Origin of the sequence: Bremerella cremea (assembly GCF_003335505.1) — a bacterium.
Classification (GTDB): Bacteria; Planctomycetota; Planctomycetia; order Pirellulales; family Pirellulaceae; genus Bremerella; species Bremerella cremea_A.
The window spans coordinates 232276-249391 of sequence record NZ_QPEX01000030.1; the positions used below are offsets into that span (position 1 = coordinate 232276).

A 17116-nucleotide genomic window follows, 5' to 3' on the forward strand; every position below is an offset into this window, starting at 1 on the left:
CGAGAAAGACAATTCATCGTGAGTATCGAGACTGAAGGCCACGACGCCGAGCAACAAGTTGTCGAACAGATTCGCATTGGCCGCGAACAGATTTTGGGCGAACTTTCTAAAGCAGTGATCGGGCAGCACGAGGTCATCGAGCAGCTTTTGCTTTGCTTGTTCGCGGGAGGGCACTGCCTAATTACCGGGGCGCCTGGCTTGGCGAAGACTTTGTTGGTGAATTCGATTTCGCAGATTTTCGATCTCGAATTTCGCCGCATCCAGTTCACACCAGACTTGATGCCGGCGGACATTACCGGCACCGAAATCTTGGAAGAAAACGAAGAAGGTCGTCGTAAGCTACAGTTCGCCAAGGGGCCGATCTTCGCTAACGTTATCTTGGCCGACGAAATCAACCGTACCCCTCCCAAAACACAAGCGGCCCTGCTGGAAGCGATGCAGGAACATCAAGTCACAGCGGCTGGGGTTCGTTATCCGCTGGAAGAACCTTTCTTTGTGCTGGCAACGCAGAACCCGATTGAAATGGAAGGGACCTACCCTCTACCGGAAGCACAACTCGATCGATTCATGTTCAACATTTGGATGGACTACTTACCGGAAGATGACGAAGTTGCGGTCGTCAATCAAACAACCTCTCGTGCCAACGAACCGATTAAATCTCTCTTCTCCGGTGAGGATGTCTTGAGGTTTCATGGGATTGTGAAAAAGGTTCCCATTGCTGAGACCTTAGTCCGGTATGCGGTCCGTTTGGCCGATGCTTCGCGACCCGGCCGGCCGAACACGCCTGACTTTGTCAACGACTGGGTGACCTGGGGAGCCGGATTGCGGGCGGCACAGTACCTGGTATTGGGGGCGAAAGCTCGGGCTTTGTTGCAAGGTCGCCCGCACGTTGCTGCAGACGACATCAAATCACTAGCCCATGCTACGCTCCGGCATCGCATTTTGGTCGGCTACCGGGCAGAAGCCGAAGGGGTAACCGTTGAGAAGGTAATCGATCGACTGTTGAAAACCATTCCGGTACCGGGGGCCTGATGAGTAGCGGTTCGACCCCCATTGCCAAGCCGACTAGTGGCAAACGTGACGCTGCCGCCCTGATCGATCCTGGTTCGTTGATGCGGATCAAGAATCTGGAACTGCGCGCCAGTGCAATCGTCGAGGGCTTTCTGACCGGGCTGCATCGCTCGCCGTATCATGGTTTTTCGGTTGAGTTCACCGAGTACCGGCAGTACACGCCAGGAGATGACACGCGTTTTCTCGATTGGAAATTGTATGCCCGGTCCGATCGATACTTTATCAAATGCTTCGAGGACGAAACAAATCTTCGCTGCCATTTATTGGTTGATTTAAGCCGCTCGATGAGCTTCGGAACCGTCGGCTACACCAAAGCCGAATACGCCAAGACTGCCGCCGCCACGATTGCTTATTTTCTTTCGCTGCAGCGAGACGCGGTCGGGCTGTTGACGTTTGACGAAGCGATAACCGATCGGATTCCGGCCCGCTTTCGTCCTGGGCACGTGCATCAATTGATGATGAGCCTCGAACGGGCCCCAGCCGGTAAGGCGACCGATATCGAGAAACCGCTTGAACAAATCGCGGCGACGGTAGCTAAGCGAGGTGTCGTGGTCCTCATTTCCGATTTGCTGACCCCTATTGGGTCGCTCAAGAAGAACTTGAGTTACCTACGAGCTCGAGGGCACGAAGTGGTCATTCTGCGAGTGCTTGATCCACGTGAAATTGATTTTCAGTTCGAAAAGCCAGCGATGTTTCACGACATCGAATCAGGACGCAATCTGTATATAGATCCTGAAGCGGCTCGCGAAAGTTATCTGCACGAATTTCAAGAGCACGCCCAAGCTCTGCAAACGATCTGCAATAACCTGGGAATCGATTTACATTCGATCGCGATTGATCGTCCGTTAGAGCTTATATTGTTCGACTTGCTGGCCGACCGAATGAAGCGGAACAGGGGGACGGTGCGTCAAAGAACACCCATCGCAGGAAGTGGCTCATGAGTGTTCTTTCCGGGATCTTTCTACTAGGGGCGGCAGCGATTGCAGCTCCGATCTTATTTCACTTGATTCGGCGGACGCCCAAGGCACATTACGAATTCAGTTCGTTAATGTTTCTGAAGCCTTCTCCGCCCAAGTTAACGCGTCGAAGTCGGCTCGATCAATGGCTTTTGTTGCTGCTGCGATCGCTGGTTATTTTGTTGTTGGCGATCGCGTTTATGCGACCTTACTTCCGCAGCGAATCGCAACTTTCGCCAGAAGACTCTCCTCAGCGGCACATAGCGATTCTTATCGATCAAAGTGCCAGTATGCGACGCGGGAATCTCTGGCAGCAAGCGATCGAGCAAGCCAAGTCAACCGTGGACGCGCTGGAACCAACCGATGAAGTCTCGTTGTTCGGGTTCGGCGAAACATTGCAAACCATCGTTACGCCAGAGGATACCGGCCAACTCACACGTAGCCAGCGACGAGAACTGGTTCGAGATAAACTTGATGAACTAGAGCCGACCTGGGGAGCAAGTAACCTAGGAACGGCCTTGCTAAGTGTGGCTGAACGCCTGGAAGCTGCCGATGACCTTCGCCAGACACATGCGGCGTTGCAAATCGTCTTAATCGGCGATGTACAATCTGGCTCGCAGTTAGATGCCTTGCAGACCAGCCAGTGGCCAAAGTCGGTTCGACTAGCCGTTCGCACGCTTGTGACTGCACCAGAATCCAACGCAAGAGTTCGTCTGCTTGCTCGTGGCGATGATGCCGTAGATCAAACATACGTTCCCCGAGTTCGCGTTCGCAACGTCGCCGGCGCCCAGACGGAACAATTTGATGTGGCCTGGAGCAACGGAACCACCGACCTGCCGCGCACGGTTACGTTCTATGTCCCGCCTGGGGAGAGCCTTGTCCTAGATGTTCCGTACGATGTGGGCGAGGCGAAGCCAGATCGGCTGCAGCTACGCGGGGATGGAGAAGGAATGGAGTTTGACAACACTTTCTATGTCGTTCCTCCTCGACAGGAACAGATTCAAATTGCCTACTTTGGTTCGGAAGCGGATGACGATCCGGCGGAGATGCTTTTCTACTTGAGCCGTGCGTTTGGCGAGACGCCAGCCAGGAAGGTTGAGGTCAACGCCTACGATGCACAGAGCGTTCCCCAGTGGGAATTTGACGCTGGCCCCCGTTTTGTCGTAATTAGCCAGACGCTCACTCCGCCACAGCAAAAAGTGATGGAACGCTATTTAAGCCATGGAGGCCATGCCCTGGTGGTTCTCAAAAACGACGAAATGGCTCGTGAGATGAGCGAGTGGCTCGGAGGGATCAGTCTGGCAGAAAGCACCGATAACGCCGCTGCCAAACCGGAAGACTATGCGATGCTGGGGCATATTGATTTCCGCCATCCATTGTTCGTGCCGTTCGCTGCCGCACGCTATAACGATTTCACCAAGATTCGTTTTTGGCGTCACCGGCGTGTGAATTTAGAAGGGGTCGATAACCCCAATGTAATCGCCCAATTTGAAGACCGCTCACCAGCACTCTGGTCAACCACTCGTGGTGCTGGCAAGCTGTACGTGATGACCGCTGGTTGGAATTGCAACGATAGTCAGCTGGCCCTTTCGACCAAATTTTTACCTCTCTTATCGCGCTGGTTAGAATTGGCCGCGCGTGGGCAATTGGCTTCCCAGTCCTACGTCGTCAATCAAGCGGTTCCACTCCCAGTGTCGACTGGTGGGCGGAGGGTACGCTTGCCGGACGGAGCAACGGTTGAACTGGTCGAAAGTGCGACACAATTTACTGAGACGTCCGCTCCTGGAATCTACACGCTGCTACATGACAAGCAGGAAACCCCGTTTGCCGTCAATTTAGCGGATGCAGAAAGCGAGACCGATTCGCTGCCGCAGGAACGCTTGGAACAGCTAGGCATTGTCTTAGGGACTACGCCTACGCAAGCCGAGCAGTTAGAGCAAATGCGGCAGCTACGCGATATCGAATTAGAAAGTCGCCAGAAAATTTGGAAGTGGCTGATCGTGGCCGTCTTGATTCTATTAGGTATCGAGACGCTGCTTGCCGCCCGACGGACGTATCAACCCGCTACGGAATTGGGAGACCTCGCATGATCGATCGCGAACTCACCCGCCAACTCGAACGCGTCGCCCGGCGATTGCGGACGTTTCGATTTTGGAGCGGCATGGGCGTTGTCTGGCTCTGCGGCGCGTTGCTGGTTGGTTTGCTCTATTTCACCAGCAAGTCGACCGGGCACATCGTTGAGGGGGGCTTTATCTGGGCGGCCGGCTTTGTCTTGGTCGGTTCTTTGCTTGTCTACGCATTTAGCAAGCGTTCAGGACGCAATGTTCGTCAGGTCGCGCACCAGATTGAAACCCACTACCCACAACTTGATTCGGCCCTGCTTACCGCAGTCGAACAGCAACCCGATCCTCAAACAGGGCGTTTGGGATATTTGCAACGAGAAGTCGTCAACAAGGCCGTTTACCATGCCCTGAGTCACAACTGGGAAATGGTGATTTCCTCGAGCAAAATGGGGATTGCCCTGGCTGCGGCATACCTTGGCGTACTCTTGATGGCGTTGGCAACTTTGGCATTAGGGTCGTTAAACCAAGAGCTTGTCGCTAACCGGTCAGACGACGACCTCAACTTCGACGACGTCGTTCTGAGCGGGGCAAATTACGAGGCAACAATCGAGCCTGGAGATACCGAAGTCGAGCGGGGAACGAGCTTATTGGTCTTGGCTCGGTTTGCCGATCGCTTGCCCCCGGATGCGACATTAAGTTACACCACCAAAGATGGTCAAGAGCATTCGGCCCCCATGTCGCAGTCGCTCGACGATCCTTGGTTCGGTGGACGTATTGCCTCCGTCTCGCAGCCACTTCGCTATCGCGTCGCATTCGCCAACCAGGTTACGCGCGACTTCGAGGTAACGTTGTTCGAGTACCCACTGCTGCTGCAAACCGACGCCCAGTTGGTCTTTCCCAGCTATACCGAGCAGGAGGAAAAGTTCATTCAAGATGTTCGCCGTGTCTCTGCGGTCGAAGGCTCTCAGTTGACGCTGTTTTGCAAGGTAAACAAACCGCTGGCGAGTGCGAGATTTGTAGAAGCGAACCAGGAAGGGGACGAGGTGATCGAACTGGTCGCGAATAGCTCGGATCCGCTGACTTACACCACAACGATTACCGTCGATCGATCGCGTGAAGTGACGCTGCATTTAACCGACGATGCCGGGCGGACGAATAAGAACCCGCCTGAACTACGTATCACGATGATTGCCAACCTGCCGCCCGATATCAAACTGGCTCAGCCAACACGCGACATTGAGGTATCGCCGATCGAAGAAGTCGATCTGGCCGCTTCGGCCTGGGACGATTTCGGGTTGAAACGCGTGGGGATCAGCTATTCGATTCCGGGTAAGCTCGATCGTGAAGTCATATTGGGAGATCGTTTCCCAGCCAAAGATCGCGTTCAAACCGAGCACCTTTTGGCCTTCGAGGAACTCGCTGCCGAGCCAGACGAACTCCTTTCGTGGTATTTCTGGGCAGAAGATATAGGGCCGACCGGAGAAGTGCGACGCACGGCCAGCGATATGTTCTTTGCGGAGGTGCGTCCCTTTGAAGAAATTTTCCGCCAAGGGCAACAACCGCCAGACGGGGCTCAGCAACAACAACAGCAGCAACAGCAAGGAGGCCAAAATGCCCAGCAAGCTCAACAGCTGGCCGAACTGCAGAAGCAGATCATTAATGCGACGTGGAAGATAATTCGCCGGGAAACACGTTCGGAACCTTCTGCTCAGTTCATCGACGATGTCAAATTGATCGCTCAGTCGCAAGCCGATGCATTAGTGCAGTTAGCAGAACTGGAGGAGAGCCTTCAAGATGTCGAATCGATTGAACACGCAATGGCGGTTCGCAAGAGCATGTCTGAGTCTCAGACCACGCTAGAGTCGGCTGCCCAAGACGCATCGCTGGAAGAGCTTCAAACCGCCCTCCAAGCCGAGCAAGCCGCTTATCAAGGGCTCTTGCGTCTCCGGGCTCGCGAACACGAAGTCGTTCAGTCGCAGCAATCACAACAACAATCGCAGCAGTCCCAACAGGCTCAAAACAGCCGCTCGCAGCAGCAACTTCAACAACTACAGCTTAACGAGGACGAAAATCGTTACGCCCAAGAGCAGCAAGCGAAGACCGAAGAAGAGCAGGAAGCACGGGAAGACCGACAGATTCTCAATCGCTTACGGGAACTAGCGCAGCGGCAAGATGACCTCAACGAGCGGATTAAAGAATTGCAAGGAGCCCTGGAAGCAGCAGAAACGGAACAAGAACGCGCCGAAGCCGAACGGCAACTAAAACGCCTTCGTGAAGAGCAGGAAGAAATCCTGCGAGATACCGACGAATTGCAAGAGCGGATGGAGCGACCGGAAAATCAAGAACGCATGGCCGAGCAGCGTCAACAGCTTGAACAAGCTCGCGAAAATACGCGACGTTCGTCTGAAGCACTTCAGCAGCAAATGGTCACCCAGGCGGCCAACGAAGGGACGCGTGCTCAGCAGGTGCTCGATGATCTTAAAGAAGAATTTCAAAAGCGAACCTCGGGTGAGTTCGAAGATCAAGTCCGCGAGATACGCCAGCAAGCCGAGGAACTGGTCCAAGAAGAGCAAAAGCTGGCCGAGCAACTAAAGGAGCTGCGCGACGGCTCCAGCGAAAACAGCAATTCGCTGCGGGAAGCGGATGGGCAAGAGGAAACCAAGCAGCAGCTTGCCCAACAAAAACAGCGACTAGAACAATTACTCGAACGGATGCGTGAAACTATTCAGGAAGCGGAAGATTCGCAGCCCCTTTTGGCTGAAAAACTGTATGAGTCGATTCGCAACACCCGGAAGTTAGACCCACAAGAAGCGTTAGAGACCACCGAGAAGCTTTTAGACCGAGGCTTCATTCGAGAAGCCGCTGAACAAGAAGGGGAAGCTCAGCAAGGCATTAATCTACTCGCGGAAGGCGTGGAACGAGCCGCCGAACAAATCCTCGGTGACGAAACCGATACGCTCCGGCGTGCTCTGGGCGAAATAGAACGCTTAAACGAAGACTTAGAAGGAGAACTGGCCCGCGCAGAAGGTCGCCAGCCCAACCAACAAGCACGCGAATCAGAAGAAAACACCGACCAAAGCCGAACCGGTGCCCCACAACAGCAACAAGGTCCGCAACAACAAGGTCCGCAACAACAAGGTCCGCAACAACAAGGTCAGCAACAACAAGGTCAGCAACAACAAGGTCAGCAACAACAAGGTCAGCAACAACAAGGTCAGCAACAACAAGGGCAGGGTCAACAGGGCGAGAATCGTGGGGGGAACGATCTGGCGGGCAGCGGGCTCGATCGGTTTCTTAACCAAGGAGGATTGGGGCCTGCAGCTCCTTTCTCTGGCAATGACTTTGTTGATTGGTCTGATCGACTGCGTGATGTGGAAGAAATTGTCGACGATCCTGAACTCCGGGCCGAGGCGGCTCGGATTCGTGACGAGGCCCGTGAGATTCGGCGAGAGATTCTCGACACTTCCGCGCCCCCGCAGTGGGATATCATTCAGCAGCGGATTGCCCGCCCCTTGACGCAACTGCAAAACCGGATCGCGGAAGAACTGCTCAAACGCACCAAGGACGATGCCCGCGTGCCGATTGACAAGGACCCGGTACCGGTGCAGTACGAGAATGCCGTCCGTCGCTACTACGAACGTCTCGGGAGCAGTGAATGAGCGACTGGATTCAGCAGCAGTTTGTCCTTGAGTGGCCGAACGTCTGGGGGGCGCGCAACTGGATCGTGCCGGCGTGCCTGCTCGGAGGAAGCGTCTTCCTATTGGTGATGTGGGCGTACCGCAGCATCGAGGCCTCGCTTGGGTTGAAGCTTTGCTGTGCTGCTTGCAAATCATTGGCGGTACTGCTGTTGGCTGCTATGCTCGTCGAGCCAATGCGTAGCGAATCGAAGCCTGTCCCGGGGGCTAATTTGTTTGCCGTGGTCGCCGATCGCTCGCAAAGCCTGCAAGTCGCTGATCTAAACGAAACGGTTACGCGTGCCGATAAGCTCAAGGAACAGCTCGACCGAAGCATTCCTTGGCAAGTTCGCTTAGGGCAAGAGTTTGATATTCGCCGCTACGAGTTTGCCCAGCAGCTTGTGCCGGTAGGAGATTTTCAGAGTTACACCGCAGATGGCAACGCTTCGGCAGTCGTGAACTCTCTGACGTCGGTGGCTCAGCGTTACGCCGATCGTCCGATCGCCGGTATCTTGCTTTTCACCGATGGAAACGCGACCGATTTAGCGAATGCAAATATCGACTGGAGCAACTATCCCCCGATCTTTCCCGTGATGCTGGGCAGCGAGGATACCGCCAGCGATATCGGCGTGCAGCGGGTAACGGCCAGTCAAACCAATTTCGAGGCTGCCCCGGTAACCATTGCCGCTGAGATTGAAGGGAAAGGTTTTGCCGGACAATCAGTGGTCGTTGAACTCTTGGACGAAAAAGGAGAGTCGCTTCAAACACAAACGGTAACCGACATCCGTGACGACCAGGCGTTTTCGGTCCGCTTTCAAGTGAAACCAACGCAGCGAGGCGTGCTTTTCTATCAGGTTCGTGCCTATGCACAGTCGCAGCAGGGGCTTTTTGAAGACGCCAGTAAAAGCAACGAGTCGACCCTACTAAACAATAGCCGCATGGTAATGGTCAACCGTGGTCAGGGGCCTTACAACGTGCTGTATGTTTCGGGGCGACCGAATTGGGAATTCAAATTTCTGAATCGCTCGTTAGCCGAAGACGACGAGGTCGAGCTGCATGGACTGATTCGCATCGCCAAGAAGGAACCCAAATTTCAATTTCGTGATAAGGATTCCAACGCAAACCGCATTTTCACCAATACCGATGACGAAAAGAAAGAACAGGTCGAACAGTACGACGAAGCGGTTTTACTACGAGTAGGCAAGCTGGAAGAAGGAGAACTCGCAGGCGGTTTCCCCAAGTCCGCTGAGGAACTGTTCGAATACCACGCGATCATTCTCGACGACCTGGAGGCCGACTTTTTCACGCAACAACAGCAATCGCTGGTGCAGCAGTTCGTCAGCATGCGTGGCGGCGGGTTGTTGATGCTCGGCGGTATGGAGTCGTTCGTAGAAGGAGACTACCATCGTTCTCCCATCGGAGAATTGCTGCCGATCTATCTCAGTGGTATTAAACAACAACCGCAGCAGCAAGAGTTTGCCTTGGCTTTAACACGAGAAGGCCTGTTAGAGCCTTGGGTGCGTGTCCGCACAACGCAGGAGGAAGAACAACAGCGGCTCGTCGAGATGCCGAAGCTGCGGTCCCTAAACGCCGTCGGGACGATAAAGCCTGGCGCCAGCGAGCTGTTATCGGTGCAAACTTCCCAAGGGGAAAACCGTCCTGCCTTGGTGACTCAACGTTTCGGCAAAGGACGAACCGGAGCGTTGTTAGTAGGAGACTTGTGGCGTTGGAAGCTCCATCAAGCATCGCCTGACAATGAAGACTTAGAAAAGGCTTGGCGACAGACCATTCGCTGGCTGGTCGGTGAAGTTCCACAACGCGTTCGAGTCGAAGCGGTTCGTCTGCTAGACGATCCGAACCATCCGGTTGAAATTGCCGTGGAAGTGAACGATGAAAACTTCAGGCCGCTCGATAACGCGAGTGTTACGATCGAGGTGACGACCCCGTCAGGTGAAACATTGACGCTAACCGCTGAGCCGAAAGATGCGATTTCTGGGCAATATGCTGCCAGTTACGTTCCACGTACATCGGGGGCGTACCGAGCCAAAGTGATCGCCCGAAACCCTGATGGTAGCGAGATCAAGCAAACCGAGACCGGTTGGGTGTCTGAACCGGCTGGCGATGAGTTTTTCACGTTGAAGCCGAATCGCGAATTCCTGGAAACGATCGCCCGCGAGTCTGGCGGCGAGATGATCTCCCTGAGTGGACTCGACGCCTTTGTTCGAACCCTGGCCAATCGCGACATTCCCGTGGTCGAGCCGAAAATTCATTCGGTATGGCATACTTGGGCGGTATTCTTACTGGCTGTCGGTTTGCTTGTGCTCGAATGGGGACTTCGACGTTGGAAAGGACTTGCCTAAGATGTTGTGGCTTGCTGCCTGCTTCGCACTTTTAGCCCAGGTCGATGCCCCTGAGGCTCAGCCGGTTTCCTCCACTGTGGTAATTGTCGTCGTCGGAGAACCAGGCGAAGCGAAATATGGCGAGATGTTCACTCAGTGGGCGACCCGCTGGAAGGAAGCTGCGGCCAAGTCTGAAAGTCGTTACGTCGAGATTGGTTTAGCCGAAGGGGTGATCCCTGAGAAGTCTGACCAAGAGATCCTGCGCGAAACATTAGAGAAGTTATCCGAGACCCCGCCTGCAACCTTATGGCTGGTCTTCATCGGACATGGAACCTTTGACGGAAAAAAGGCGAAGTTCAACCTACGTGGTACTGATATCACGGCAGAAGAACTCGCCGATCAGCTTCAGCCAATTTCGGCCCGGATGGCGATCGTCAACTGTGCGTCGGCCAGTGGAGCCTTTGTCAGTAAGATTGCTGGAGAAAATCGTGTGATTGTGACAGCCACGCAAAGTGGCTACGAGTACAACTTTGCCCGCTTTGGTGATTACCTTTCGCGCACGATCGGGGATGATTCCGGCGACCTCGATAAAGATGGCCACACCTCACTGCTCGAAGCCTGGTTGGCCGCCGCGAAACAAACTCAGCAGTATTACGAAGCGGAATCGCAACTGGCAACCGAGCATTCTCTGCTCGACGACAACGGCGACGGCAAGGGAACGCCGTTCGATTGGTTTCGGGGAATTCATATCACCAAAACGGCCAAAGATGGCGCGCTGCCGGATGGTATGTTCGCCAACCAGTTTATCTTAGTGCCTGGCAAGGATGCGACTGTTCTGACGGATGAGCTTCGCCCGCAGCGAGATGAACTGGAACGCCAGTTGGCCCAGCTTCGTCAGCAAAAAGAGGAGCTGTCGGAAGAGGACTATCTACAACGGCTGGAGGAAATTCTGGTTCCCCTCGCCCAGCTTTATGAGTCGGCCGAGACCAGCAAGGAGCCAGCCGAAGCCCCGTCCCCCGCTGACGAAGATGCAGAGAAATCTTAGCTGCCCCGTCTACCAGGACGGCGATTTGCGAGCATCGTCCCAAGTTTCTGGCTAAAATCTGCTTGCCTGCTGTAACACTTGCCCATCGCGTGTGTGTAACCGGGTAGGAGAAAGCTTGTGCTAGGACCAGAAACGCGAAGATCGCTGCTCGTACAAATTCAAGACACATCGCAACAAGCGGCGTGGCAAGAGTTTGCGACGATCTATGGGCCGCTCGTCTATCGATTGGCACGTAACCGGGGGATTCAGCATGCTGATGCCGAAGACCTGGTGCAGGACGTTTTCGCGACGGTTCAAGGAGCGATCGATCGCTTCGATCCGGCTGCCGACAAAGGAAGCTTTCGCGGCTGGCTGTTTCGGATTGCGCGGAACCTGATGATCAACTTTCTGACCCGCCAGAAGGAACCTCGCGGCAGTGGCGATACGCGGATGATGCAGCTTCTGCACGAACAAGCGGCCGCAGAGAGTCAGTCGGCCACTTGGTTCGATCTGGAGTATCGCCGCGAGATCTTCACCTGGGCCGCTCAAAAATCGCGCGAACACTTTGCCGACGATACGTGGCAAGCGTTCTGGCGAACTGGGGTGGAAGGGGAAGGGATCGAGCAGGTAGCCGCAGACCTGGGTAAGTCGCCAGGGGCCGTGCGTGTTGCTCGTTGCCGCGTTCTAGCCAAGCTGAAAGAGTACGCCCAACACATGGACCAATAGTCCTTTTCCGTAAAAAGGTGAACGCGATGGTGGCCCGGTTTCATTACGACGACGCAATCTTTCAGCGATTGCTGCAAGACAAGCTGCGTCCACAAGAGCAACAGGATGTCACGCGGCATATCGAATCGTGTACCGAGTGCCAGGCAAAGCTGGAGACCTTAGTTGAAAGTGGCGTCGATTGGACAGAACTTCGCGATTATTTGAAGCCCAGCGAAACGCCAGCTTCCCGCGATCAAGCCAACAGAGATTCCATCTGGGTAGGTTTCCTCGAACCAAGCGAGCGTCCTGATTCGCTGGGCAGGTTTGGCCGTTACGAAATCTTGGAGATCCTCGGACGTGGCGGTACCGGCATTGTCATGCGGGGCTACGATCCGTCGCTCGATCGCCAGTCGGCCATCAAGGTGCTGTCTCCGCAGTTGGCGGCCAGTGCGGCGGCTCGGAAACGGTTTTCACGCGAAGCCAAGTCAGCCGCTGCCGTGGTACACGAGCATGTCGTGCCGATTCAAACGGTCGATCAGGAGCAAGGGCTCCCTTACCTGGTGATGCCGGTATTAGAAGGGAGGTCGCTGGAAGATCGAATTCGCAACAACGGGCCGCTCGACGTGAAAGAGGTGCTGCGAATTGGTCGGCAAATCGCCAGTGGCCTGGCCGCCGCGCATCAGCAAGGGCTCGTCCATCGTGATGTGAAGCCCGCCAACATTCTGCTGCACAACGGAGTTGAACGAGTCGTCATCACCGACTTTGGCCTGGCCCGCGCCGTCGACGATGCCAGCATGACCCAAAGCGGCACCTTGGTTGGCACCCCGCAGTACATGTCTCCCGAGCAAGCTCGCGGACAGTCGCTCGATGCCCGGAGCGATTTGTTCAGCCTGGGAAGCGTGCTTTATTTCATGCTGGTCGGGCACTCGCCGTTTCGGGCCGAAACGACCATGGGCGTGCTCAATCGCATCACTAGCGACCAGCCTCGCAGCCTCACCGAACAGAACCCGGAAATTCCGGCCTGGCTCGATCAAATCATTCGGCGTTTGCTTTCCAAGCAGCCGGAAGATCGCTATCAAACGGCGGCCGAAGTCGAGTTGCTGCTCGGCCAGTGGCTGGCTCACCAGCAAGATCCCAACGGCACTCCACGCCCCACAGAACCACCACCCACCGAAACCGAAGGCGGCTCGCGGCGGCGGAACCTTCTGCTGGCAGTCGTCGGCGGTTTCGCTTTGCTGCTGGCCGGCATCTTGATCGTGCTGGAAACGAACAAGGGGACCCTCACCATTCAAAGCGACGCAAGCGACGTTACCGTGCGGATCACCCAGGGAGATGAAGTCGCCCAGCAGCTAACCGTCGTTCAAGGAGACAACCAAGTCCGCCTAGCTGCGGGCAAGTACGTGGTAGAGATCGAAGGTGAACATGACGAGCTGACCGTGAAAAACGCCGAAGTAACGCTACTGCGCGGCGACAAGAAGCTGGTGCATATTGTCGAGCACAACCAAGCGGTACCAGCGGAAGAAAGGCTCTTTCGTCGTGTTGGGATTGGGCCTGACGGACAGGAAGTGGGTGTGCCGGTAAAACCGAATGCTGTAACGCCTCAGCCTGATCTCGGTAAGGTTCTGGGACTCTGGGTACCGGCAACCAACGCCGATAATCGCTTGAAATTTAATCCAACCAGCAACGAGGTGTCTTTAGATAGCGTCCAGGTCTTAGATGACAAGGTTAGGTTCTTACTTAGTGAGAAGCCCAACGAGAAACAACAAGAAAAGCCGTTCGTAGTTGATTTCGTGGCGGATATCGATTCGGTGATCACCGGAGATAACGAGCTACTGACAATCTACTTCAAAGGCTTGCCGTCGATGCCCGTGGAAGGAACGCTGCAGCAGAACGGAGAGAGATTAACACTCACTCTCAATCCAGCCAAGAATTCCCAGGCCATACTGGCTCCACTGCCGGCCACATGGGAGTTGGAAAAGGGGGAGGCAAAAGAGCACCTTAGCACCTCGTCGGCGAATTCGAAAGACGTTCAACGAGACCTTACTGGCTACCGATCTGGTGAAGCTCTTCCTGCTTCGATCCGTGTTCTGCAAGGAACCTGGACTGCCGTTACTGCGATAGGTGACGAACTTAAGGACTATAACAATCCACTGGCCAGCGTGCGGTTTACGTTTAAGGGGATGAACGTAGGGATGCAGATCGTCGATCCTCAGCAAAACGTGGTGGAAGAGATTTGGGGAACGATGACCGATCATGGCTACGTCGAGTTTGCATTTCCTGATCAGCCGAAATTAAAAGTCAGTTTCCAATCGTCAGGGAGCGAGCTAACACTGGATGTTGTCAGCGATGAAGCGAAGAAGTTCCGCACGGCGGACTTGCCCGCCAAGTGGCAACTTCAGCGTGGGGTACTCGTGCGAGATCCTGCTTCGGATGGCAAGGTTGTTACTGCTGAACTTGAGTTAGACTGGGAGGCGTTTCAGCTCTTTGTGCGAAAGCGAGACAATCTCTTTTTCACCTATCGAAAGAAAACCGATAACTGGCAACGATATCAGTTTCCAGCCGGTGTAAAGGTTCATGCGGTCACCATCGACGATAGCTTGTACCCTGACCCAGAGCACGAATGTGTTGGTTTTGATATCAATGGCGGTCCCATTTCCGAGTTGGTTGCCATTGATGCAAAAGGTAAGTTCTGCGTCTACCCATTTCGGAAACCTACTATTGGTCGGAGTCGATGTCTGATCCCCTCGGACGGCCAAGCGTTATTATCCGTATTCGATGGAAAGGCCTATGTCTTTGTTGGTAAGGACGCAACTTGGCAGAAGATCGATTTACCACCAGTGATGACGCTCTTGCAGGGAGCGTGGGAGCCTGTTACTCCGATTGAATACGAGCGTCAAAGCAGTCAAGGGAAAGAAGTCATTTCACTGCAAGGCATTGACGTCATGATCGGTAGTCTTGTGGCCCGATGGCAAGTTCGCCCCATCCATGGTTCGCCGTGGTATGAACATCCCATGAGCTGGCGTGCTGAAATCGAAATCCTTCCTTTCGGAGGGTCGGACTTCATGATGCATGTTCAGCCGCGAGGTGGAGAGGAAGAGTCGAAGGTCAAGTCAACGCTATGGGGCTCGGTCCGGCAAGATGGTGATATGATCATTTTCTCTATATCGGACGCCGAGAATCCGCCGCCAGAACTTGGCCCCTTGCCACTTGAGTGGAAATTGAAGAAGGTAAATCCATTGGGGCGACAGACTGACTCGGCACGAACGAGCGTCCCTGCAGCGTCCACCGAAGAGGCGTGCGAAGTAATTGCTATCAACGAGGAAGACTCCAGTTCTTCGCCAGCCCCAGCCAAGCCTGGCGAACCGAATGAGCCGGAAACGACAACGGTGGAATCTCCCTTGTCAAAGTACCTCCCGCTGCAAGGTCGCTGGCGGGAAGTCCGTACGAATTCCAAAGAAGAGGCCGCAGCCCGAATCCAGGGACGTGAGTTTCACTTTCATCGCCAAGGTTATTCGCTGCAGCAGTATGATTTCGATCAAGGTGTCGATCTGAAGATGACCGGCATGCTGGAGGTTGGTATGCCCGATGGCGATCAGCCGGTGCCGATGACGTTTCAGCGGATCATCGGGAAGGAATCGACCGCTTATCCCCAGAACGGAAAGCCTTACCCTGCCCGATACACGGTCATTCAAGAGGTTTTCGCTGGGGAATATCGTATCGAAGGGGATCGCTTGAAAGTCACCATCACCAAGGTTTTGCAGCCGAACGAATTCGTGAGCAAAGCCCCAACGACCTGGGAGATGGAGCGACTCGACGAGGTACTTTCCGCAGGCGTGACGAAATCGACCCAAGAGCAAGTCAAAACGGAGATCGCTCTTTGGAAGCGTTTGCAAGGAAGTTGGAGAGAAGTCCCTGATTTCACCTCGCCGCGGGATGATACTGCCACACCAAGCGACCACACACGAACCCGCCTTAGAATTGACAAGTCGCTGTTTACCTGGCAGCGATTTGAAGCGGACAAAGGTTACGGCAAGGCACTTGTAGGAACGTTTAAACTACGGGCCTATTCGCAGGAGACAGGGCCAACGATTGAGTTCAACGGTGAGTCGATTCCCTCGCCCGCGAACGAATTGTTGCCCAGCGATCAGTTCGCCCTGCATATCCAGCGTACGCTTTGGGGTCCTGTGACCCTCGAAGGAGATCAACTGACGATACGGTTGACCGATGCAACTCGGCCGCCGGAGTATTTGGGCCCACTGCCCAAAGAGTGGAAGTTCGTTCGCCTACCCCGGAAGGACAGCACGCCTGCTCCGGAGCAGCCAGCCAACGATTAGAATAGAACTCCGACATTTGCCCGATCGGTTAACACGGCAACCTAGGAGTTCACACGATGGATCTCGGCATCAACGGCAACACGGCTTTGATCACCGGCGGGGCCAGCGGTATTGGCTTGGCTGCTGCCCGCGCGTTTGCGGCGGAAGGTTGTTCGCTGGTGCTGTGGGATCTTTCGCCAAACGTGGCGGCGGTTGCACAGCAGATTGCCGACCAGTACAGCGTTTCGGTCCGTAGCAGCGTGGTCGATATCGTCGATCAGGGAACGATCGATACGGCGATGCAGGAGATCGTTGCCACCGGTTGCTCGCTCGATCACCTGGTGCACTGCGCGGCAATCGGTTCGGGCAAGTTTGGCTTTCCCTTTACGAACCTGCGTCCTGAGGACTGGGGGAAAACGCTGCAGGTTAACATTCAGGGGATGGTCAACATCGCCCACGCGATCACGCCCTACTTTGTTCAGCGGAAGCAGGGGACGTGTGTGTTTTTGGCTTCGGTCGCTGGGCAAATCGGTTCGCAGACCGATCCGCCCTACAGTGCCAGCAAGGCGGCGAATATCAACTTCGCTCAGTGCATGGCCAAGGACCTGGCACCATACAACGTTCGTGTTAATACTGTCTGTCCCGGCATGGTGCAAACCCCTTTGAACCGGTCTGTATGGCAAGCGTGGTACGACGATGCCCCGGAAGATGAGAAGCTAAGTTACGAAGCTTGGGCTGCCATCAAAATCAAGAACGTCGTTCCCTTGGGACGCTGGCAAACGTGTGATGATATCGCCGCGATGATCGTTTTCCTTTCTTCTAACAAAGCGGCCCAGGTGACAGGGCAAACCATTAACGTCGACGGCGGGTTTGTGATGCACTGGTAAGGGGGCAGCTACTTCTGGCAAAGCCGAAGCTAAGTTATTGAGGAAGATAACACGATCTATCTAGAATTGTCTTCAGCGTGCTGC

General features: G+C 54.8%; 9 protein-coding genes. All 9 read left to right on the top strand.

Annotated elements, in window-relative coordinates; genetic code table 11:
- Window positions 1-18 precede the first annotated feature (18 nt).
- Window positions 19-1032 (top strand): AAA family ATPase, encoded by a 1014-nt coding sequence (locus tag DTL42_RS15835; RefSeq protein WP_114369695.1) that lies wholly within the window; start codon window positions 19-21, stop codon window positions 1030-1032.
- Window positions 1032-2012: a DUF58 domain-containing protein gene (locus DTL42_RS15840; protein WP_114369696.1), complete on the top strand. Its 981-nt coding sequence runs from the start codon at window positions 1032-1034 to the stop codon at window positions 2010-2012. The genes DTL42_RS15835 and DTL42_RS15840 overlap by 1 nt, the downstream gene beginning before the upstream one ends.
- Window positions 2009-4117: a BatA domain-containing protein gene (locus DTL42_RS15845; RefSeq protein WP_114369697.1), complete on the top strand. Its 2109-nt coding sequence runs from the start codon at window positions 2009-2011 to the stop codon at window positions 4115-4117. Before DTL42_RS15840 ends, DTL42_RS15845 begins: the two co-directional genes overlap by 4 nt.
- Window positions 4114-7749 (top strand): hypothetical protein, encoded by a 3636-nt coding sequence (locus tag DTL42_RS15850; RefSeq protein ID WP_114369698.1) that lies wholly within the window; start codon window positions 4114-4116, stop codon window positions 7747-7749. The genes DTL42_RS15845 and DTL42_RS15850 overlap by 4 nt, the downstream gene beginning before the upstream one ends.
- Window positions 7746-10124: a glutamine amidotransferase gene (locus DTL42_RS15855; protein ID WP_114369699.1), complete on the top strand. Its 2379-nt coding sequence runs from the start codon at window positions 7746-7748 to the stop codon at window positions 10122-10124. The genes DTL42_RS15850 and DTL42_RS15855 overlap by 4 nt, the downstream gene beginning before the upstream one ends.
- A gap of 1 nt (window position 10125) precedes the next feature.
- Entirely contained in the window at window positions 10126-11148 is a 1023-nt protein-coding gene (locus DTL42_RS15860) for a hypothetical protein (protein ID WP_234824232.1), read from the top strand.
- A 117-nt stretch (window positions 11149-11265) separates the two neighbouring features.
- Window positions 11266-11853, top strand: a complete 588-nt coding sequence (locus tag DTL42_RS15865) for a sigma-70 family RNA polymerase sigma factor (protein ID WP_114369700.1) — start codon at window positions 11266-11268, stop codon at window positions 11851-11853.
- 26 nt (window positions 11854-11879) lie between these two features.
- Window positions 11880-16166 carry a serine/threonine-protein kinase gene (locus DTL42_RS15870; RefSeq protein WP_114369701.1) on the top strand — a complete coding sequence of 1429 codons (4287 nt, stop codon included), beginning with the start codon at window positions 11880-11882 and terminating at the stop codon, window positions 16164-16166.
- 56 nt (window positions 16167-16222) lie between these two features.
- On the top strand, window positions 16223-17032 hold the full coding sequence (locus DTL42_RS15875) for an SDR family NAD(P)-dependent oxidoreductase (protein WP_114369702.1): 810 nt from the start codon (window positions 16223-16225) through the stop codon (window positions 17030-17032).
- The last annotated feature ends 84 nt before the right edge of the window (window positions 17033-17116 follow it).

Coding starts and splice junctions, on each gene's coding strand:
- DTL42_RS15855 (WP_114369699.1), top strand. CDS start 7,746: ATGAGCGACTGGATTCAGCAGCAGTTTGTCCTTGAGTGGCCGAACGTC.
- DTL42_RS15845 (WP_114369697.1), top strand. CDS start 2,009: ATGAGTGTTCTTTCCGGGATCTTTCTACTAGGGGCGGCAGCGATTGCA.
- DTL42_RS15870 (WP_114369701.1), top strand. CDS start 11,880: ATGGTGGCCCGGTTTCATTACGACGACGCAATCTTTCAGCGATTGCTG.
- DTL42_RS15850 (WP_114369698.1), top strand. CDS start 4,114: ATGATCGATCGCGAACTCACCCGCCAACTCGAACGCGTCGCCCGGCGA.
- DTL42_RS15840 (WP_114369696.1), top strand. CDS start 1,032: ATGAGTAGCGGTTCGACCCCCATTGCCAAGCCGACTAGTGGCAAACGT.
- DTL42_RS15860 (WP_234824232.1), top strand. CDS start 10,126: ATGTTGTGGCTTGCTGCCTGCTTCGCACTTTTAGCCCAGGTCGATGCC.
- DTL42_RS15875 (WP_114369702.1), top strand. CDS start 16,223: ATGGATCTCGGCATCAACGGCAACACGGCTTTGATCACCGGCGGGGCC.